The organism is Providencia sp. PROV175, from assembly GCF_032707045.1.
GTDB lineage: Bacteria > Pseudomonadota > Gammaproteobacteria > Enterobacterales > Enterobacteriaceae > Providencia > Providencia hangzhouensis.
The window spans coordinates 1,762,581-1,784,080 of record NZ_CP120533.1 but is presented as its reverse complement, the minus strand read 5'-3'; the positions used below and the strand labels follow the sequence as shown (position 1 = coordinate 1,784,080).

The window sequence follows — 21,500 nt, the reverse complement described above, 5'->3', positions numbered from 1 at the left end:
TGACCCTAATCCGCATCATATGTAAATTAAATGTTAAGCACATGAGTTCACCTCATCATTTCTTTATAAAATACACACTATCGCATTTTTAAGATAAATCGCTTTATATTTCATTAGATTACCATTCATTCTCTGAATGTTCTTATTTGCAAGTACAACCTAATAGCATATTTTATACTGATGATATCCACTAATATGTATGGCTTTTTCATCAAACTGTATTAATCACGCTATATTCTATTATTGGCTAAAGCCGAAAGGCATGTAAAAGAGGCTACAATGACTAAAACTTAGGAGGCTTTATGGGAACACTGTTTACTGTCGGTTTTATTGGTGTATTAGGGGTAATAGCCTTAATTGACACCGTCTCTCAACGAGGAAAGCGAGACAATGATTAGCTTTTTATTTATCACTCTCTAGTATCATTCGTATACAAGAGAGTGATAAACCTTCCAAAACAATTCAATTTACTAATCTATCGAATCAAGCTGGTCTTCAATTGCTGCTGCATTTGGGTTTTCCATGGCTTTTAACGCACCACCACTTGATAAGAAATCATTACGTTGAAAATAAGCTTCTCGCATCATTAAATACGGGTCTGAAGAGTTCTTCAATAATCCATCTGAATCTAATAACCTTGCTCGGGTTTCAATCCCTTCTAGTGCCCACTTACCTGCTGACATCCAAAATGTGAGATAACTTAGCATTGGATATAAATCATCAACTAAGTCCCCCCCTTGTTCCCTCGGTGTTGCACTGCCATACCCCGGTAACACCACATAAGGACCATAGCCCACATCGTAATAACCCAATGTATTACCAAAGCGTTTAGGTTCTTCTTTAACTAGCTGAGGATTAGCCATTGATGCAACATCAATGAGTCCCCCCATACCAAAGACGGTATTAAGGAAAAAGCGGTTAAAATGTTTGAAACCTTGAGTGACTTCACCCCGCAAAAAGCTATTCAACATACTTGCAGGTTCTTCAAGGTTAACAAAAAAATTGGTTAATCCATTACGGGCAGGCATCGGGACATAATCATTCCAAGCAACAGCGACTGGCCTTAACACATAAGGGTCGAGGACGTTATAGTTGAAATTAAACATTGCTCGGTTGAACCCTTCTAAGGGGTCTGAACGCTCATGTGTTTCTGGATCAATGCTACTTGCACAACCTGCAATTAGCACCCCTGCCAGAAAAACGCCCGTCATGCGAAACTTCATAACATTTCTCCATTCCCTGCACCGTTCCACTACGGTACTTTCCACTGTAATAACTGTTTTGCTTATAGTAAGGCTAAAAAAAGAATTATGTTAATCCTTTTGAGTTATTTAATTACCTTAAGGATTAATTATACGCCATTTAATCATATTCTTATTATAAGAAAATTGAACAATTAGTACAAAGCAGAAATGCTCGCTTCCCTTAATTATGGAAATGATAATCACCCTATTTTAGAGTAAAAAATAGTCAAAAAAACATTTATGGAAGATAAATTAGATTATTTGCCCGTAACAACTTGATTCAATTAGACCTGAACAGTAAAATGCCTTCGCTGTCATAATTATGACTCCAAAAGTCCCCTTAGTTAAATGGATATAACGAGCCCCTCCTAAGGGCTAGTTGCAGGTTCGATTCCTGCAGGGGGCACCATCCTTTATTCAACAGAAGTCCACATAACTCTCCTAACCTCTTAAATAACCTATTATACCAGTCCAATTCTTCATTTTTAACTCAACCGAATTCAACTTAACTCTCCCTACATCAAGCCTCTTGTGAGGGTACAATTATGGGTATAAAATAGTTCGATATATATTATACCCTCAATTTTTATTTTGGAATCTAGTTATGCCTCTAACTGATGCAAAAATTCGGGCAGCGAAACCCGATACTAAGCCATATAAACTTACAGATGGATTAGGTCTACACCTACTTGTCCATCCTAATGGTTCACGATATTGGAGAATGCGTTACCGCCATCAAGGCAAAGAGAATACCCTTGCATTGGGCTTATATCCCACAATTTCATTATCTGAAGCCCGAACCAAACGGGATGATGCTAGAAAACTAATTGCAAATGGTATAGACCCCTGTGAACAAAAAAGAGTAAACAAGATTATCTCAAATACAAACTTGTCATTTGAATCTATAGCTAGGCAATGGCACTCTTCAAATAAGAAATGGTCAGAGTCCCACAGCTTGAGAGTTATTAGAAGCTTAGAAACTTATATATTCCCTTTTATTGGTTCACGAGATATTTCATCTTTAAATACTCCTGATCTTTTACTCCCCATTAGGGCAGTTGAAAGTAAAGAAGCATTTGAAACCGCTGTTAGGCTACAGCAGCGTATAGGCGCTATTATGCGTTACGCTATCCAATCCGGGATAATTAACTATAATCCAGCTATTGATACAGCTGGTGCAATTACTACTGCGAAATCTCAACATCGCCCTGCACTTGAACTGGAACAATTATCTGAACTACTCACTCGAATTGATAACTACAAGGGACATCCTATGACTAAAATAGCTGTCAATCTTAGTCTTCTTGTTTTCACTCGCTCAAGTGAACTACGCTATGCTAGATGGTCAGAGATTGATCTAGAAAAGGCTCTTTGGACTATTCCTCCAAAAAGAGAACCAATTCCCGGGGTAAAATACTCTCATCGTGGAGCTAAAATGCGTACAACTCATTTAGTTCCCCTTAGCAAACAATCAATAGAATTATTTAAAATATTACACGCTTGGACTGGTCAACATGAACTTATTTTAACAGGCGCTCATAACCCCTTTAAACCAATGAGTGAAAATACCGTCAATAAAGCCTTACGAGTCATGGGCTATGACACAAAAACAGAAGTGTGCGGGCACGGCTTCAGAACAATGGCATGTAGCTCGTTGATTGAATCAGGGTTATGGTCGAAGGATGCAGTAGAAAGGCAAATGAGCCACCAAGAACGTAATTCAGTGAGGGCAGCTTACATTCATAAAGCTGAGCATATTGAGGAACGGAGGCTTATGGTGCAGTGGTGGGCTGATTATTTGGATGCTAATCGGGAGAAAACAATATCACCTTTCGATTTTGCTAAATTGAATAATCCCATGAATCACTAAGACTTTAACCATGTCATATAGAAGATCCATTTGCAATACGAGAAGTGAAATAATGCGGTAGTATGCCGACTACATGGATTCTTTGGAAAGCCAAAATAAAGTAATTTCGGAATAGCTTATACCTAAAAACGTAATCATGATCACAGTTTTATTATAATGCATTTTAGTTTGTAACCCATATTCCACCAAAGCAAGAGCCTCTGTCCTAATGAACTGACCCTAGTTTATTGGACAGGGGCTTTTTTCGTTTTCACCCGCGCAAAATGAAATCATGATAGAAAGCATAACATGTTATCAGGACTGTAAGGCAACTCATTATCCTGCTCTAAAACGTCATTAATCATTTTTAAAGCTGATTTTCTGTTTTCAGCTGATGAGGACTTTATATCAATATCATCTTCTAAAGGGAAATAGCTCCCTTTCTCAAAATATCGCCATTAATTAAATCACAATACATCAATAATAGGACATGAATATGCACATAACAGCGACGGCTTCCCCATGCCTAAAATCAGAGGTAATTTCTGTTTTTATAACGAATTTAGGAAAATATAATGAAGGCGAACTGGTCGGTGAGTGGCTTGAGCTTCCGGCAACCTCAAAAGAGATCGAAGACTGTTTAGTGCAGATTGGCATTGATGGTATTCACTATGAAGAGTATTTTTTGACGGACTATGAGTCCTCAATTGATGGCCTTTTGTCCTACATTTCAGAATACAGCCTTTTAGATGAGTTGAACGAGTTAGCCACGCAATTAGCCATGTTATCGCCTGATGAAATTGACCTTTATCAGGCAGCTATTGAAATCTGTTCTTCAGCGAGTTCAATTCATGATTTAATTCATTTAGCGGATAATTTAGATTCTTTCCAGCAATTAGCGGGGGTCAATGATGAATATGATTTAGGTTATTACTGGATAGAAGAAAGTGGTTGTTATGATTTAGCACAACTAGGTCATTTATCACACTACTTTGATTATGAACGCTATGGACGTGATGTTTGTCTTGAGCAAGGGGGCGTTTTTTTCAGTGGGGGATATGTTTATCATACGGGTGGGTAGATAAGGGAACCGAATAAGGGTCAAACCGCTTTCATCCCTTAAAGGGAAGACGTGAAATGATGCTGTGGTATCACAATGACATCCATAAGCTAGAACGTCAATCAAACTAAACTCTACTTTACTTTAAGCCATCTTTACTGATATCCGTAAAGATGGCTATTATGGTGTTATTTTTTTATTTAATGCAAGCTATTAAAGAGTGACAAACTCTGTATGTTTAATACAGTTACTCAAAATAATCCATATCCAGCTTTGGGAGCTTAATAAGCTTAATAAATTGTGAGCTAGCGCCTATCTCATTATCCATCATTAGATTAAAGAACAACAGACAAAGCAGGGTAAGAAATGAATACATTTTTGTCCTGCTTTTTATTATCGACACCACAATCAGTTAAAAATGATAAACGCAATTTTATACTTTTGTTTCAGCAAAAGCGTTGCTCTTCGAATATCAACCCTTAGGCCTAAAGTATTGTGTATAAATTGATGCTGCCTGTTCTTTTAAAATGCCTTTAGTCACTTCGGGGCGAAAAGGGCTTTTAGCAAAAATTTCATCACTTCCAAGCATGATATTAAACCCTGCAATTTCAGCTAATTCATCATGAGAAAGGCTATAAACCATTCGACCTAATTGACTCCAGACCATTGCGCCTGAGCACATACAACAAGGTTCACAACTGGTATAAAGCGTATAATGCGATAAATCCGTAACTTTTTGCTCAGAACAAAACTGACGTATAAGCCCTAGCTCAGCATGATAAGTCGGGTCACTTTCGGTATGTATGTGATTTTCACCCGTCATGATCACTTGCCCATCTTTTACTAACAGTGCACCGAAAGGTTCGTTCCCCTTTTTAGCTGCACTCGTTGCAAGTTCCAAAGCTTGTGCCATAAATTTAATATCTAGTTGGCGTTGTTGCTCTATGTGCCCCAAATCATTACCCATCTGAGTAGCTCCTTATTACCTTGTCAAGTATTAATATAGTTTGTATTTATCACGTAATTTTAAATAAGCTTGATTTTTTTCACGCCAGCTTTGTTCAATCCAGGCAATAGTTTGCTCCTGAGTAAGCCCTTTTTCGGTTGCTTCATTCAGCATTGTTAAAAGCTTTTGGTTACCAACCAATTTAGCTAACCAGAGAGGGCGAATAACAAAATACTCATCCTGATAGTTTAAATACTGGGCTTCTTTGTCACTATCGATGGCAAGGGGGTAGCCTTTTTCATGAAATTTAAACCACCATTTTACAAAATAACTGATTGTTGGTTTAAGATTTTCCTTATCAAGAGTAGTCAATGACTCGCCATAAACCTGTTTACCTGCTTGTGGCCATCCATACTTTTTTTGGCTTATATCAACAGTATATTGTGTATTTTCATAAAATTTATCCGATGAAAAGCCCAGTTGTTCAAATGGATAATCAGAGCCACGTCCCATATTAACACTCGTCGCTTCAAATAAGGCTAATGAAGGATAGAGCTTTATTGATAAATCTGTTCTCAGATTTGGAGATGGAACTCTAGGTAGATGATATGGCATATCGTGACGATAATTATCCATCGGGATCACATGAAGTTTATCCGCAGGAAATTGATATTGGGCTTGGCCATGGGCTTTCCAATTAGTATCTTCACCTCCCGTTAACCACCCCTCATTTACTACCATCAATGCAAACTCAGCCGATGTTAAGCCATGAACCATAGGGATGGGATGCATACCAATACCTGAAATGAATTTTTCTTCAAGTAGGGGACCATAAACGATATCACCAAGTGGGTTTGGTCTATCAAATACCATAAATTCTTTATGATGTTTTTGGAGGCTTTCGAGTAGATGGTGCATAGAAATTGTATAGGTGAAAAAACGAACTCCCACATCCTGTAGATCATAAACAACGATATCAACATCTTGTAACTGTTCTTCTGTTGGGTGTGCTCGTGAACGCCCCTTATCATCTCGCCCATATAGGGAAACGATAGGTAACCCACTTTGGCTATCAATATGGTCACTATCACCAAAACCAGCATCTTCGTTTCCTCGAATGCCGTGTTCAACAGAAAATAACTTAGTCACTTTAAAAGTGTATTTTTCTTGTTCCGATAACAACTTATCTATGGTATGCCTTTCATCTTTGTTAACAGAACTCTGATTGACCATTAAAGCGACTTTTTTACCTTTCAGGAGTGGGCCATAAATGGCCTCTCTATCTACGCCAAGTACAATATCTTGATTTAGATCATTATTTGCTAACACAAATATACTATATGCACTTGTCAGGAAAAAAGTTAAAAAATAAAAAAAACGTTTCATAATAAAACTCGCTATACACAATAATCAACTGTACGTTACACACTAGAAAGTATGACGTAATTCGATTGCCCAGAACCAAAAATTATTATTTTCTTTGGTTCCCTTCGTCCATGTAACCTCGGGACGATAATACGTATCCCAGAATATTGATGTTTTATTCGTAATAGGATAGAGCAATTGAAAGCCATAGCGGCTTCTGTCTTTTTCTTTAAAAAGAAATTCCTGATTGTTGGAATCTCGGAAACTTTGCTTTCCTTTTGTTAGTGCATAACGAGTATAAGGCATAACCATAAGCCCATTATCAAATCGATAACGATATACCGCCCATAAAAAATGCTCTTTATTATGTAATGTATTAATTAAATTTTCATCAATATAGAGGTAATTCACCCACAAAGAATTTTTCTTATTAAAGGTATACGTACCGCCAACAAAATGCTCATTTATCGAGCTCCAATCGCGCTTATAAACACCGTATTCACCTTTTGCACGTGCATAATCGAGTTTTCGGTCAATAAAGCGGAATGACAGGCTACCATTAAAACTCACATTGTCTGAATATTTGTAATTGAATTGAGGCCTCACCCATATTTCATGGCGTTCTTCGCCTTTTCGAATATCCCCTTTATATTGAGGTGCGGCTAATGCCGGATTACTGATGGATGCGTAATGCCAATTATCATTACGATAACCAAGACGTAATTTAAAGTTTCCAGGCTTATCATGAAACGTAAATGGAAAAGTTCGAGTAGCACCAACTTGCCAGCGAGTTCTATCATACTCAGAATTATTATCAAAATACGTTTTTAAAATCTGAATATCATACATCCAAAGTGAGTTATTTTGATAAATAAAAGCACCAAAATAAGGAGATGTCGCTACACTCCCTTTAAGAAACTTCCAATTATCATCACTATCAATTTCTTGCTCAGTGCCAAGGTAAGATTCTACGTTCCATATTTTCTCTTTATTTTTTTTCTCTAAATCACTTTTCTTTTTTTCTAATTCATTAATTCTTTGGTTCAATTTTATAATTTGTTGGTCATAATCTATTTCAAACTCATCGGCTATTGCCTGTGAGGAAGTAAAGATCATCATTAGTCCAATATATAAATAGCTCTTTTTAAACATAATACCTCTCCATTCAAATTAAGGACTAATCTTAATAAGATAAACCATGGCCATAAGGGTAAAGAATATCAGTGCCCTCAGGTGATTTTATATTGACAGGTAACTTACCTTTTGGAGTATTGATAACGCCTTGCGTTGGTGTTGAAAATAAGGAATTTAACCCACTACGAATATTCGTCTCTAAACTATTTCTCACATTATTTGTGACATCGAAGCCAGTGATACCATAAATGGCAATATTTGCATTTACGTTTTCTAGGTACGCAATATCATAAGGATTTCGCGTTGAAATGACGACAAGTGGAACATTATTTTTATTAGCAATATTAATTATTTTTTGTGCATTTTTAGGTTGTAATGCAAGGTTATACGTCGCTAGAAGAACGAAATCTTGTCCCTTAATGATATTTTCTATTTCATTTTCACTAAGGTCATCTGCCATCATTTTCACGACATGATCTTGGGTGGTAATTTTGATATCAGACTGGTTAGCAATATTCGCAAGATGTTTCTTAATTAATTCATTTCTTGGTTTTTCATCTGAAAAAATAACGAGGCTGTTATCACCCTTAAGTGAGTACGGTAAAACCCCTTCGTTCTTAATTAAAGTAATCGTATTTTCAGTCACCATATCTTCAAGATTTTTATTAAAAGGCGAGGCAACGATCTGTTTAGCCTGCGCTATATCTTTCTCATCCGCACTAATTTTATTTTTTAATTTCGTCAAAACGACACGTTTTGCTGATTCATTAATACGCTTTTCCAGCTCTTTATTTGTTTGTGCTTCTTTCTTTAAATAGCCATAAAGCCCATCAAGTTTTGTGACATGTTCAGGGTTAGAAAGCTCTAATGGCATTAAAATAATATCATTACCCGCTAAGATGGCTTGTTTGACAGCCCAATTGCCATCAAAATTTTTAGAAATTGCTCCCATATCCATAGCATCCGTTATAATTAATCCATTAAAACTCAATTCATCACGTAAAATATCCGTTAAAATTGTTTTAGATAAAGTGGCAGGGGTTCCAATTTTTTCTCCATTCAACGCCGTTATTGTATTATTGTCTAAGGAAGGAACAACAATATGCGCGGTCATTACTGCATCACTGTGGTTGATTGTATTTTTAAATGGGACTAACTCAACACTTCGCCAAGTTGCTGCATCAATAGGAATGATAGGGAGTGAGAAATGGGTATCTGATGAGACATTACCATGTCCTGGAAAGTGTTTTATCGCTGTAAGAACAGGATATTTATGTATACCCATTATATAACTATTAGCGAGTTCACTTACCAATTGGGGATTGTCTGAATATGAGCGCACGCCAATTACAGGATTATTTTGATTATTATTAACATCAACAACAGGACCAAAATTAAAATTAAAACCTAAATGAGATAATTCATATCCGTGGAGCATCCCTGTTAGTTCAGCTAAGCCTTGAGAACGCGTCGCCCCTAACGCCATATTTCCCGGCATCTCTGTACCTTCGCGCAAACGAGTCACATATCCACCTTCTTGGTCAGTACTAATAAATAGTGGAAGATTACTTCTGGACTTTTGCAGCGCATTAATCAAATTAACTGTTTGAGGCGTATCAATTAAATTTTCTCTAAATAGGATGATTGAGCCTAAATGATATTTCTTAATGATATTTTCAATTTGTTCATTTGATTGAATAAATGGTTTTTTATTTCCCTCATTATCAACACCCCAATATCGAAAATCTGGCATCAATAGCTGTCCAATTTGTTCTTCTAGCGTCATTGAATCCACAATAGTATTTGTGGAAACCTCAGGGTCACTCCAATATGCCTTTAATTTTTCATCAGGAATAATTTCAGCATAGGATAGGGATGTAGAAATTATCAACGATAGCGAAACCAATACTTTTTTCATTTAATGTACCTATTTATTATTTACTTATTTCTCCTTATAAATTAAGTTTTTTTAATTAATATAGCTGTGATATTACTCTCACTTAGAACTATTCCACTTTACAATAAGAAAGGAATAATTAACTCAAAAAAAATAACATTTCCAATGAAATAACATACAAATAGACGTACTTACTCAGGAATATAAAAAAATAGAAAGGAATAAATCAATTGTAAAAATATATTACAAAATAATTAAAATATGATTATCTAACTAAAAGATTAAAAATATACCCCATGAAGGAGTACCATACAGATGAGTTTAATCATATTTCTAACAGCTTACTTATTCATAGCTGCGATTATATTTTCTGACATTGGGGAAGCAGCTCCCTGCTGTAACCCGGAAGATATGCTTGCAGTGTGAAGTGATCTGCTTTAATCAAATAGGACACTTTAATAATGGAATATAATCCAATTATTGAGGTGTTAAATGAAAAAACGTACAAACAGAATTTATACCACTGAGTTTAAGCAAGAAGCGGTCGCATTAGTCACCGAGCAAGGTTATAGCGTGCCAAAAGCGGCAGCTTCCTTAGGGATCACTGACAAATTACTTTATAACTGGAAAGCAAAATTCGACGCTGAGCAATCAGGTAGCAGCTTGAATTCTGATGAGAGAGCTGAGTTATTAAGGCTTCGAAAGGAAAATAAAGAACTTAGGATGGAGAAAGAGATCCTAAAAAAAGCCAGCGCCCTCCTGCTAAAGGAAACCAAGTAGCGTTTAAAACGATTAAGCAATTATCTTCACAGTTTCCCGTGCTTAAGCTCTGTAAGTTAATGAAAATAAGTCGTTCTGCCTATTACGCTTGGCTCAAACGCCCTGCAAAATTGATCACCACAGAACAACTTAGCCTGTACCGCAGAGCCAAAGTTATCTTTGAACAGAGTCGAAATAGCTTAGGTTATAGAACGTTACGTAAACGGTTATGCAAAGAGGGCTTTAGCGTGAGTGCTTATGGCGTTCAAAAGCTAATGGCTCAGCTTGGTCTAGTGGGTCACTCAGCGCATTGCTTACAAAGTCACCACAAAATGCAAACACAGTGATGCCGTGGCCGATAATTTGCTCAATCAAAATTTTAATCCTCACGCGCCTAACGAAGTATGGGCGGGTGATGTGACCTATTTAAAAACAGGGGAAGGCTGGATGTATTTAGCCATCGTGATGGACTTATACTCACGCCGTATTGTGGGTTGGCACATCGATAAACGAATGACGGCAAATTTAGTCAGTAAAGCCTTGATGAAAGCGTATAACTTACGCCAGCCAGAGAAAGGCTTAGTCTTTCATAGTGATAGAGGAGCACAATATACGAGTAAGCACTATCGTCACTTACTGACAAGTTATGGTATTCGAGCAAGTATGAGCGATGTCGGAGCTTGTTGGGATAACGCCGTTGTTGAACGATTTTTTGGTAGCTTAAAGCACGATTGGGTACTGAAAATCCCACAGCCGACTCGGAAACAGATGAAAGAAGATGTTACCGCGTATATGCGCTATTACAACCTAGAAAGGCTTCATACTGCCAACGATGATCTGCCACCCATTGAGTATGAACAAAATTCCTTAAGAAAAGTGTCCTAATTTTGTTGTGCAGAACACTTTATCCTCACTCGCCAAGCCGGACAGTTGATTATCCAGCAGGCTGAGGATCGAGTGAATAGCTAAGGGAGATCCCAATATGGAGTTAGAACACAAATCAAACGAAACAACATTCATTTAGCCACCTCATATGGATATCCGTAAAGGTGGTCATTATTTAGGCTTTATTTTTTACTCAGAACATTGATGTCGCCCCATAATTTAACCCACTGCGACAAGTACACAACCGCCTGAACATCCACAAGCGACTTTGTGACCTTCTAGCGCAACAGGGATACCATTAATTTTCATTAAGCTATCGCCTTCAACGATAGTCCCTGTTTTTTTACATGAAGGACAATAAACAGAGTCGCCCACACAAGCCACGCCTTGAGTTTGCTTAGCAAGAGAAGAAGCCGTCAGAACTGTGCCACCCGTATTAGTTGTATCATTTTTTAATATAATTTTTTTGCCATTCACAAGACTACGCACTGCGTTTTTTCTCCTGATCAAGTGTTGCTAAAAGCTGTTCAAGCTGATACTTAAAATAACCTGTTTTACGTAAAAAATTAGGGTGTTTTTCTGAAGACGTTAACAAATACTAAAAATGTCAAAAAAGTTACCTATAAACCAAATGACAAGTAAAACAGCAACAATGCTGGCTATACCTGCGGCAGCATACAATAGAAGAGAAATAGCGAGAACACTCCCATTTAGCGCTAATGCTATTCTGGCTGAGTTTTTGTTTTCATGGCGAATAAATGAAATAGCAGCAAAAATAATACCAAATACACCGAGCGTTATACTGATTTGTTTTGATAATTCAATTTTATCTAATAAAAGCTGTCGCTGTTCATTGGCAGGATCTCCGCTAGGAGCTTGATACGCTTTTCCTTTAATTGCATCCATTGTCGCTTTTTTTATACTACTTATCTTTTCATGAACAATTTGCTCTAACTTAGGTTTGGATTGAACATACTCACGCTCAAGGCTTTGGTTAGCAAGTATTACAAGAATGCTAAAAGCTCCGATGATGATAGCAATTAAACTGAATCGATTATGAACCATAGACATAGTTATTAATATTTCCTAGTAAAGTAATCCCAATATAACATTTAAAAAATAATTATTTATTGCTAGTTTATAGCAGTCAGCTTTATGAGTGATGATTCAAAGGGAAAAAATATTTTTCTAAGTACTTAATAAATTGTTTAGCAAGGTTAAGTATTTAATGGGATATTGCTCTTTATATCATTTAATAATAACAATATATTACAGCAATCACTCCTAAACAATGTATTTTTTATTTTAAATTACATAAACTTATTTTTCGTAAAACGAGTAATTTCTGTCGCTAATAAAATAAAAAGTTAGCTTTCCAAAAAGCAATTGGCTTTTATATAAGAACTCGCTTTATCTTAAAATTCTAGCTAAAACTTATTATAACCTTTTATCCCCTTTACCAATGCCCAGAAGCACCGCCACCACCGCTAGAACCACCTCCTCCACCACTTGATGAACTCGATGAACTCGACGAACTCGATGAACTCGATGAACTGAAATCGTGACTGGAAGTAAAATTAGAAGCATGTTTATGGGATGTATTTACTGAATATGCAGGTTGATAAAAAGGTGAACCAAATCGACTAAACTCACAAATCGCTTTCCATTCTTTTCTCTGCTGTCGATAAATCGGAAATAAGATATTGATGCCAATAAACAACACAGTTAATGAAATAAGGTTAAAGAATAATGATAACACCACCATCAGTAATAAGATAAAAGGGTTAACAATACCACTAAGAATTATTTGTGTATAAAAAATGACAACGACTGAACAAAACACTACAGGGAAATACAGCGAAAATGATGTTGGAAAATAGAATGAGTAATTCAGATAATTTTTTAACCGTTTTAGCTGATTTGCACCTATCTTATATCCTCGCTTTTCTGAATTTTTCTTTTTTTTACCTGACTGCGCTATCACTTGATTAATTTTTCTTTTTAATTTTTTCGTTGAAAATACAAGCTGAAAACAATAAATTAGCCCTAATATTATCACATAAATTAAAATAAAATGTGTTTGTAATATTTTAAGAGGAATAAGATCTGTCAAAGAATTCGTTGAGCTTATTGGTCTATCATTAGCTACATGAATGGCATTTATAATCCCTTGCTCAATACCCGTATAATAGTTTTCTGCTCTAAAATACGGCAACATATTTTTTCGAATAATTCTCCCAGCAAGAACATCGGTAAATGTCCCCTCATAGCCGTACCCGACTTCAAAGCGAACACTGCGGTCATTTATTGCCACAACAAGCAGTAATCCATTATCAAGCCCCTTTTTACCTATCCCCCATTGATTAAAAACACGATTTGCGAAAGTTTCGATATTTTCACTCCCAGTAGTCGGAACGATATAAACAACAAATTGTGAACCATCATTCCGATTATTTTCAAAGTTAATCAATAAATTATTTAGCGTTTTGAATTGCTGCGCCGTTAATAAATTTGCACGATCAATGACCCTATCTATTTTTAATGGGGGTGTATTATTCACTGATGCGCTCGCAATAGCACTAAATAAAAGCAAGGAAAATAAAAATAAAATATTACGTATCATGAGTTAAAATCCACCATTGGTGTTCTTTTGATTTCATGCCCATTCTCAACGTTAAAATTAATTTTTTTATCATACCCCATAGATTCCGCAATTAAGTTATAGGGGAATTGCCTAATTTGAGTATTATAATGGCGTACCGCCTCTATATACCGCCCTCTCGCAACTGAAATACGATTTTCAGCTCCCTCCAACTGTACCATCAGGTCTTGATAGAGTGAATTTGCTTTCAATTCAGGGTAATTTTCTGAAATGACTAACAGACGTGATAGAGATTGCCCTAAATTATCTTGAGCTTTTTGATAGCTCGCAGAAATTTCAGGATCATCAAACACGCGACCATCCACATTAATTTTCCCGACAGACGCTCTCGCCTTTACAATTTCTTGTAACACATTGCTTTCATGACTTGAATATCCCTTAACTGTACTGACCAGATTAGGGATCAAATCAAATCGACGCTGATATTGGTTTAATAATTCTGACGCTGCCGCAGAGACTAACTCATCATTTTTTTGGATTGTATTGTAAGAATTAACTAACAGAGTAAAAATTACAACCATCACTAATACCAAACCTATCGCTAACTTGCGCATTAAATATCCTTATATTAACCACTTAATGTTAATATTGACTATCTGGTGTAACACTAATTTCTTTACTATCATCAATCCTAGCGAACTCAATTATTATCTGTCAGAACATCGTATTTTCTAACCAATTTTTACCGTTGAATTACCAATTAATACGCCACCGCAACTTACTGTATCATCTGTTCTGGCCGCAGGCTTGCCATCAATAAATACACTACTTGATCCACCAACGATAGTTCTTGAATGCCCACCGTGAGGCGCTAACGCATCTCCTTGCCGAGCAACCGCTTTACCATCGACTTTTACCGTTGGTGAACCTGTAATCACATGGGTAGGGCCATGTTTTCCATGGCCTGTATCAGAATCACCAATAAGAATAATGTTTGGCATAAATTAATTCCTTATCGAACAATCGTGACTTTTCCATCAATAATGGATAAATAGGGATTGTAGTGAAATGTTCGACCTTCAGGGCTAACTAATTTTATTGGTGACAGTCGGCTAAAACCAATTTCATACCGGAATATTCGTTTATCTTCATAAGTACTGAATATATAGCGACTCCAATCTATTTTAGCTGGCTTATATCCTTCATCTAACATTTCTTTAAATTCTAGAGAGTTCCAAAATAGATCAGGGGAACTATTATCTGCATAAGCAAACTCATCCCATGATATTTTACCCATTGCTTTTAATTTGTTGAGATTTTTATCAGCAAAGGCTTGCTGTAGCTCTAAATAAAACGCTTGAACCTTAGGAATATCGGATTCCGTTACAGGCGTTGCTTTTTCCCATTGCCATTTGGGGAGCCCTTGTAAATTAAATTGGTTTTTTGCTTCTAGCATACTTCCTTCACTTTTTCTATTGGAGTCACCGAAATAAACTTGATCCATATTATGTTTATATTTATCGGAAATAATTATTTTTCCATCGTTATTTCCAGCTAATTTAATACCTGATATAAATGTGCTATTACCATTTTCGGATAACTTATTTAGTTCCACCTCACACCACATTTCCGGTGTTAGTTTTTCTTCTTCTGCTAGAACAGAATCATTATACATAATTAAACTTAATGTATTTAGTTCATTGGTTAGCATACTCGATATATTTTGGCCTGCAGAATACATCCCTTCAGTAGCATTTTCATTATCCATAATAAGCATATCATTAATTTTTATACCACAGCCTGCATTATTAGAGGATAAATTAATCAAATAAATTTCATCCATTGTATTTTTTGCCATACTGACTCCACTAAAACCTAATACCATTATAATACTCGTTATATGCAATACGTTTTTCAACGAAAGACGCTTACCAGATCTCTGATGCCCCATAGCTTTCGTTAGATGGTGAGAAAATAGACCAACGATACTCTGATTTTTCTTTGGATAACGGTTCATGAATAATCCACTCCTTATCTAGTGGCTTGGTTGATTCTTCGACTTTGATATTCTTTTTTGAATGACCAAATTTACCAGCGTCATTATTCTCTTCTGTTTCTTTTTTTCCGATCCCTACACCATATTCAACACTCGCATAAGCCTTTATCCCCTCATGATAAAAAACAATCTCACCATTTCCATTTGGAACCCAAGCCGCTTTTACAACTGCGGTTACTTTCGCTTCCGCTTTAAAAAAGCCTGAGATACCATAATAACGAAAGCCTCCGCGGATGTTCGTTACACAGCTCATTGTGAACGATAAGTGGACATCACTACTTTTTTCATCAAATTTTGTAATGCCATCACTCTCTGTCTTATATTTTACGCCGCAGTTTAAAGACAGGTTAAAGGTTAAATCAAGCTGGACACCAATAAATGCCCCATCTTCCCCTCTATTGACCTTCCCTTCACTCTGTGTCCCCCTTTCTCGAATAACGGTGACAATAGTGTTGATACCAAAATAAGCCGCGAAAGCCTGTATCATGTCAAATGTGAATTTGAAACCAAAAAACGGGTCGCCACGTAAATACACATCGTATTTAGGCATGACTTGATTATTTTTTGTTAATGCAATTTCTCGGCTACCACTGACTTTGATTGTCGGATAAATAAGCTCAAATTTTGCCAATTCATATTCTTGTTGTTTGTACTTACTTGGGCTTTTATCTGGAGCGGTCGATAATAATCGATTAAAACTATCGACGCCTTTATTTACTTTTTCAAGCAAAGAAAGCTCTTTTTTCTTTTTTAATTGTGAGTATTCATGTTTCAGTTCAGCACTCCATTTTTTACTGTCCATCCCCAATATTTTTGAAATCGAGCCTTCAAATTTAATACTTGAGGTTGTCAGTTCTGTACCTGATTTTGTCCAGCCACTGTGAGGTTTTGAGCCGTTATGGCCCAACGCTTGGTTCTTTTGTGCAGTTAATTTTTTTCTCGCAACATCATTTTGACCTGTTGTTTTTTCATTGAACGCAATCGTTAAATCAATTTTGGTTTTTTGCTGTAAAATTAAATAGAACTTTGTATCAAAAACCGACCTCGAACCAAATTTTTGATACACGAAAGCCCCTGCATTTAAGAAAATATTATTGTTGATTGAGGCATTATACATTTTGGGCTCAAACGGTTTGTGCCCACATTCTGCAATCGATAATCGATATTCTTGGGTATGCTTCAATCTACTAACGGCGTATTCATCATCCAAATCATTCCATAAATCAACGAATAAATCAGCCAACACCGTAAACGGATTCATCACCTCTGCACCAAATTGACGAAATTGTTTTGTGTAAACTAACGGAATATCTAATGCCTTAGCTGGCGTGACTTTACCCACAAACGTATTCTTTACTTCCCCAATCGGTTTTACACCTTGAGGTACTTGTGCCACTTTATTGTTATAAGATGTTGATTGCCCAAAGTCATAGGCAACATCACCATAGACATTTCCAATGGGGCACTCAGGATTATTAGAGACACATACCTTCGAACAGGTCTTTACCTTAAAAGGCACTGAGATTTCAGGTAAAAACGATTCAGGATTTTTTTCAATGTTGAAAATATTATTAAAATCAGAAAGCTCTGCCGCTAGAAAACTATTTTTACCTTTAAATTCGATGATATGAAAAAAATCTTTTTTAATCCCATTTTGGCGATAAGTTTCTTTTTGTTTACCAAATTCAATCTCGACTTCAAGTGTGCAATCATCGGGTAATTTACAATCACAAACGACCTCTGGATATTCTTTAGACACTGGCAATCTCCTTACGCACTGTGCTGCCGATAAAAATCTGGAATGGTATTTATTAACATCATCGATAACTTTTCAATTTTATAAAAGTCCATTGCATCCGGTATTGATAAAATGACACGCCATTCCGAAGGAAGAGAATCCGCATCATATATTTCGTAATAGACAAGAAGATAACAAAATAGACTTATTGATTTTTCGTGATTGATATCGTGTTCATAACAAATATCTACGATCCTTTTTGCATACTCAAAGTAAAATGCCCATGTTTTTTCATGACACAAATCTGACGTAAAATATTTTAATGAACGTATTTTGGGATTACAGATAGTTTGCAAGATTAAACTTTCAATCGTTTCATGTTCTTTTTGGGTCTGATATTTTTCAGTTGCTCGAACAAAAAAAAGTGCCATTTTCGCTGTTAATAACGCTATTTTTTGTTGAGATAATAATTTCATTTCTGCATCAGTAAAACGCATCAGCTTGCCCCCAAGCTTCGCATTATCCGGAAATCCGCGGCGCTCACGTTCAAAACGGGAAGCAGTTTCCTCTCCCCATAACAACGTCTTCAGTTGCGTGATAGGCCCTAAAAACACATGCAATCGCCAATTATCAAAGGTTCCAAGCACATCCCAAACATTGCGGGGGTCATAGAAACGCCAAAATACCGGTTTTTCTTGCCCCGGTATCATCACCATCAAATATTTGCGCAGATGCTGACGTAATTCACGCATGGTTGCGTGCGTATAAACATAAATTCCCCAAGGCGTCTCTCGTGTGCTTAACCAGCGTTGCACCTCTTCGGTGACTTCCACTAAATAGGGCGCTAATGACACAATCTCAGGTTGAATCGGCTCACTGTATAGACAACTTGCCGGCGGTTCATGTTCTGCAAGCAAATTAAAAATATCAGGCTCGGAAGCCGCATCGATAATGGCATAGCACGTTTCAGGTTTAACCATTTTCAGCCTCCTCTTGCCCTTCTTTCATAGGACAATGCGCCACAAAGGCCGCGCCACTGCTCGCAGCGGCTTTGAGTACCGCAGGGTTAGTCGCTTGCAGGATATCACCGGGACTTCCCCCCGTATTAAGATTAATCGCAGGACCTTTAATATCAACGCCACCACTGTGCACGACAACAAAGCTTCCGCCTACCTTTAACGTAATTTTACTGCTGCTTTGTAAGGTGATATCCCCCTGTGCATTCACGCTGACCACACCTTGTATTGCCTTAACCAAATCCCCCTCAACCGAAAGGTGTTGGTCTCCCTCAACTTTGTCTTGATAGTTACCGGTTGTTTTGTGCGCTTGATTACCTTCAACCGTCACGGTCCGATTACTGGCAACAACTAGTTCATCATTATGGCCAATGCTGGTTGTCCGGTCGTAATTAATCCGCTCCCCCCGGGAGTTAAGCACATTGATGGCCAAATTCTTTTGCGCATGCACATAGATTTCTTCTTGGCCAGCTTCATCTTCAAAGCGCAACTCATTAAAGCCATCCCCTTTGTGGGTTTTGGTGCGAAATGTCGTGCGTGTTTTGTGTTTCGGTAAATCAATCGGCGGTCGATTTCGCCCATTATAGGTACAGCCCGTAATAATCGGCTTATCTATATCATTGTTAAGATAGGAAATAATGACTTCCAGCCCAACTCTTGGAATGGACATAAACCCAAAGCCATCCCCATTCCAACCGTGGGCTACTCGCACCCAACAAGATGCGCTGTGGTCTGGCTTACCACGCCTATCCCAGTGAAAATAGACGGTCACAGCACCTTGTGCATTGGTATAAATTTCTTCACCCGGCGGGCCGACAACGGTAGCCAACTCATCCCCATCCGCCGTAGGTTTAAAACGATAAGGAGGGCGCCACTCTTGCGTACTGGGAATAAAGGAAAGCTGGTTACTCATCTGAGTCCCTTCACCGCCACCGTTGTCGGCAAGCGGTTGCACGCCGTGATGAGAGATACTTATCACCTGCCATGTGGTGTTCATGCGCGCACTCGGGTGGTTAGACAAGGTAAAAATACGCCCCGGTGCTAATTCAATACAGTTTGTGGTTGCTGAACCCACTTGACGTTGGTTTTGTGATTGTTCGTAGCGAATTTGGTTAAAAGGTTGCCCCTGAGCATCCTCTTGAAAGCGCCCATAGCTTTCAAAGATTTCATGTTGCTGATGAACTTCACCAGTCACTTGGTGACTCAGTGGATAAGACGGTCGGAGTTGATTGTAATCCTTATCCACGCGAATATCGCTGCACAACTGCTCAGCATAGCGCCATGTGGTGGCCGTACTGTCGGTAATGTCGGTCTCAGATTGCGGATTATAGGTCAGGGATATCCCCGCTTTCATGCCTAAATGCCGGTCACTGTAAAACAGTTGCGGGCCTTCTTCGAACCAGAACGTAATCCCTTCTTCGGCAGCAAGGCGACACCAGAATTCATACATGGTTTCGCGCTTTTGAGTAATATATTCGCGTTTCAGATGTTCTTCAGGGTGGTAAAACTGCTTATCAAACTTGATATGAGATTCGCTCAATAGCGTCTCAAGAATGTTCGGTACCGTCATATTTTGGAAAATTCGGCTATCCTGCTTAAGCGTCATTACCCACATTTCAGGGCGTATCACAAAGTGATACCACGTTTTTACACCATCCGTGTTCCCTTGCTCTGCCCCTGCTAAAATCCCTTGCACCGTGCGAAGAATTTTTCCATCTCGCTTTACGGTCAACGAAGAGGCCGCACCTAATACCGTTTGAAAATCAATCTCGGGTAACGGACTGACCGCCTGAATCGACAGTGAAAAGAGTTGGGAAAGCCCTTCTTGTAAATCAAACTGAGTGACTTGAAAGGTGTTTTCAGGTAGCCCACCAATCGTGCAACTGAATACTAATCCCGTCCCCATTTCGCCATTCATAATACGGTCTAGCAGTTGACCATGGGCTTCTTGCAAGGCTTGGTCCTGTGCATAGGTTCTGCCACCCGCATACCCACCACCGTGAATAAGCGGGTTATTTTCGGGGCTACCGAGTCGTTTGTTTTTATTGGGGTCTGTCCAAGACATGGGAATTTCCTCTACGGGAGAAAAAGCTAAAAACGCAAACGAGCCTCGAAAGGCTCGCTAAATTTGAACTTACGCTTCGAGCGGCGCACGCCAGTCATCGGCACCGGATGTGCCTGCAACGGTGTGCTCCCAATCGATTTTACGGTAAGACAGTGACACTTCAATTAACTGCGTGAAATCGGCTTTCGCGGGATCTTGGCAATGTGGCATTTGGCAATCAATATTGACAATCGTCGCATCGGTTAACGTGGTGGTGAAGAAATGCTCTTGCTTGCCTTCCACTGACGTGCGGTACCATTTCAGTTCGACTTTCGGCAGCATTTCACCCGAGGCTAATGCGTTATATAGCAGTGGAACCGCTTTATTTAATGCCACTGTAAAACGGAACGGCTTGTGCGCACGTTGGCCAGAAGGTTGTCCCGATTGTGGGTCAGTCGGTACAGTCACAACATGAGAAAATTGTTGCACTAACATTTGGTCTTCATGACCTTGTACATAGATGTTACCCACAGAATCCGCAGTAAATGCACCAGCAGTGATGTTGCCTTGGGTTTTCCCTTCAATGGAAATATAACATGGAGTTGGCATAGCGATATCCTTTATCCAGAATAACAAGTTGAGTTAAGTCGACATAATTATCGATTAATTTCCGTCATCTCAGCCAGTGCGCACGGTAAGATTTACTTGAAGGATAATAAAATCTGATGAATGATATGTAAACCTGAGGGCTGGTTTGTATCTCTCTAGGATAAGTGACTTAGCGTAAACTGGTTGAAATATCGCTATATAATGCTGATAAAAACACCTTAAACAAATAAAATCAGAATAATCATCGAACAAAAAATAGACCGAAACGCGATAAGCCCAGTAAGTTCTAATGTACA

Annotated in this window: 17 protein-coding genes, 1 tRNA gene and 2 pseudogenes; 4 read left to right on the top strand and 16 right to left on the bottom strand. The window is 37.9% G+C overall.

Going from position 1 to position 21,500, the window contains the following annotated elements:
• Positions 1–470: 470 nt before the first annotated feature.
• Positions 471–1,223 carry a phospholipid-binding lipoprotein MlaA gene (gene mlaA / locus P3L44_RS07820; RefSeq protein ID WP_140172338.1) on the bottom strand — a complete coding sequence of 251 codons (753 nt, stop codon included), beginning with the start codon at positions 1,221–1,223 and terminating at the stop codon, positions 471–473.
• Positions 1,224–1,578: 355 nt separating this feature from the next.
• On the opposite strand from mlaA, the gene P3L44_RS07815 reads away from it, so the two are divergent.
• The 3 genes from P3L44_RS07815 (at position 1,579) to P3L44_RS07805 (ending at position 4,174) form a co-directional block, all read left to right on the top strand.
• A tRNA-Arg gene (locus P3L44_RS07815) sits at positions 1,579–1,653 on the top strand.
• A 195-nt stretch (positions 1,654–1,848) separates the two neighbouring features.
• Positions 1,849–3,114, top strand: coding sequence for a tyrosine-type recombinase/integrase (locus tag P3L44_RS07810; RefSeq protein ID WP_241544534.1), 1,266 nt, complete (start codon positions 1,849–1,851; stop codon positions 3,112–3,114).
• 475 nt (positions 3,115–3,589) lie between these two features.
• A complete protein-coding gene (locus tag P3L44_RS07805; RefSeq protein WP_272662602.1) occupies positions 3,590–4,174 on the top strand; it encodes an antirestriction protein ArdA in 585 nt (194 codons plus the stop codon).
• 226 nt (positions 4,175–4,400) lie between these two features.
• On the opposite strand, the pseudogene P3L44_RS07800 reads toward P3L44_RS07805, so the two are convergent.
• The 5 genes and pseudogenes from P3L44_RS07800 to P3L44_RS07780 all read right to left on the bottom strand — a co-directional run.
• Positions 4,401–4,490 (bottom strand): annotated as a pseudogene (locus tag P3L44_RS07800) (hypothetical protein); the annotation flags it as partial.
• A gap of 135 nt (positions 4,491–4,625) precedes the next feature.
• Positions 4,626–5,120: a nucleoside deaminase gene (locus P3L44_RS07795; RefSeq protein WP_272662605.1), complete on the bottom strand. Its 495-nt coding sequence runs from the start codon at positions 5,118–5,120 to the stop codon at positions 4,626–4,628.
• A gap of 30 nt (positions 5,121–5,150) precedes the next feature.
• Entirely contained in the window at positions 5,151–6,485 is a 1,335-nt protein-coding gene (locus P3L44_RS07790; RefSeq protein ID WP_272662607.1) for a DUF1343 domain-containing protein, read from the bottom strand.
• A gap of 42 nt (positions 6,486–6,527) precedes the next feature.
• A complete protein-coding gene (locus tag P3L44_RS07785) occupies positions 6,528–7,616 on the bottom strand; it encodes a hypothetical protein (RefSeq protein ID WP_272662609.1) in 1,089 nt (362 codons plus the stop codon).
• A gap of 31 nt (positions 7,617–7,647) precedes the next feature.
• Complete coding sequence (locus tag P3L44_RS07780) at positions 7,648–9,516, bottom strand: glycoside hydrolase family 3 protein (RefSeq protein ID WP_272662612.1); 1,869 nt, start codon at positions 9,514–9,516, stop codon at positions 7,648–7,650.
• A 471-nt stretch (positions 9,517–9,987) separates the two neighbouring features.
• Here P3L44_RS07780 and P3L44_RS07775 point away from each other — a divergent pair.
• Positions 9,988–11,139: pseudogene (locus P3L44_RS07775) on the top strand (IS3 family transposase).
• A gap of 219 nt (positions 11,140–11,358) precedes the next feature.
• On the opposite strand, the gene P3L44_RS07770 reads toward P3L44_RS07775, so the two are convergent.
• The 10 genes from P3L44_RS07770 to P3L44_RS07725 form a co-directional block, all read right to left on the bottom strand.
• Positions 11,359–11,628 (bottom strand): PAAR domain-containing protein, encoded by a 270-nt coding sequence (locus P3L44_RS07770; RefSeq protein WP_272662613.1) that lies wholly within the window; start codon positions 11,626–11,628, stop codon positions 11,359–11,361.
• A gap of 99 nt (positions 11,629–11,727) precedes the next feature.
• Positions 11,728–12,210, bottom strand: coding sequence for a hypothetical protein (locus P3L44_RS07765; RefSeq protein ID WP_272662615.1), 483 nt, complete (start codon positions 12,208–12,210; stop codon positions 11,728–11,730).
• A gap of 385 nt (positions 12,211–12,595) precedes the next feature.
• Positions 12,596–13,762 (bottom strand): TPM domain-containing protein, encoded by a 1,167-nt coding sequence (locus P3L44_RS07760; protein ID WP_316928277.1) that lies wholly within the window; start codon positions 13,760–13,762, stop codon positions 12,596–12,598.
• Entirely contained in the window at positions 13,759–14,355 is a 597-nt protein-coding gene (locus P3L44_RS07755; protein WP_004256874.1) for a LemA family protein, read from the bottom strand. The genes P3L44_RS07760 and P3L44_RS07755 overlap by 4 nt, the downstream gene beginning before the upstream one ends.
• Before the next feature lie 117 nt (positions 14,356–14,472).
• The gene (locus P3L44_RS07750) at positions 14,473–14,742 is read right to left on the bottom strand and encodes a PAAR domain-containing protein (RefSeq protein WP_272665495.1); all 270 of its coding nucleotides are present in this window, start codon (positions 14,740–14,742) and stop codon (positions 14,473–14,475) included.
• A gap of 11 nt (positions 14,743–14,753) precedes the next feature.
• Positions 14,754–15,599: a hypothetical protein gene (locus P3L44_RS07745; protein WP_272662852.1), complete on the bottom strand. Its 846-nt coding sequence runs from the start codon at positions 15,597–15,599 to the stop codon at positions 14,754–14,756.
• Between the two features lie 70 nt (positions 15,600–15,669).
• Positions 15,670–17,556 carry a hypothetical protein gene (locus P3L44_RS07740; RefSeq protein WP_316928276.1) on the bottom strand — a complete coding sequence of 629 codons (1,887 nt, stop codon included), beginning with the start codon at positions 17,554–17,556 and terminating at the stop codon, positions 15,670–15,672.
• An 11-nt stretch (positions 17,557–17,567) separates the two neighbouring features.
• Positions 17,568–18,515: a DUF4123 domain-containing protein gene (locus P3L44_RS07735; protein ID WP_316928275.1), complete on the bottom strand. Its 948-nt coding sequence runs from the start codon at positions 18,513–18,515 to the stop codon at positions 17,568–17,570.
• Positions 18,508–20,616 carry a type VI secretion system Vgr family protein gene (locus P3L44_RS07730; protein ID WP_272662211.1) on the bottom strand — a complete coding sequence of 703 codons (2,109 nt, stop codon included), beginning with the start codon at positions 20,614–20,616 and terminating at the stop codon, positions 18,508–18,510. The genes P3L44_RS07735 and P3L44_RS07730 overlap by 8 nt, the downstream gene beginning before the upstream one ends.
• 69 nt (positions 20,617–20,685) lie before the next feature.
• Complete coding sequence (locus P3L44_RS07725) at positions 20,686–21,204, bottom strand: Hcp family type VI secretion system effector (RefSeq protein ID WP_112307573.1); 519 nt, start codon at positions 21,202–21,204, stop codon at positions 20,686–20,688.
• Positions 21,205–21,500 lie beyond the last annotated feature (296 nt).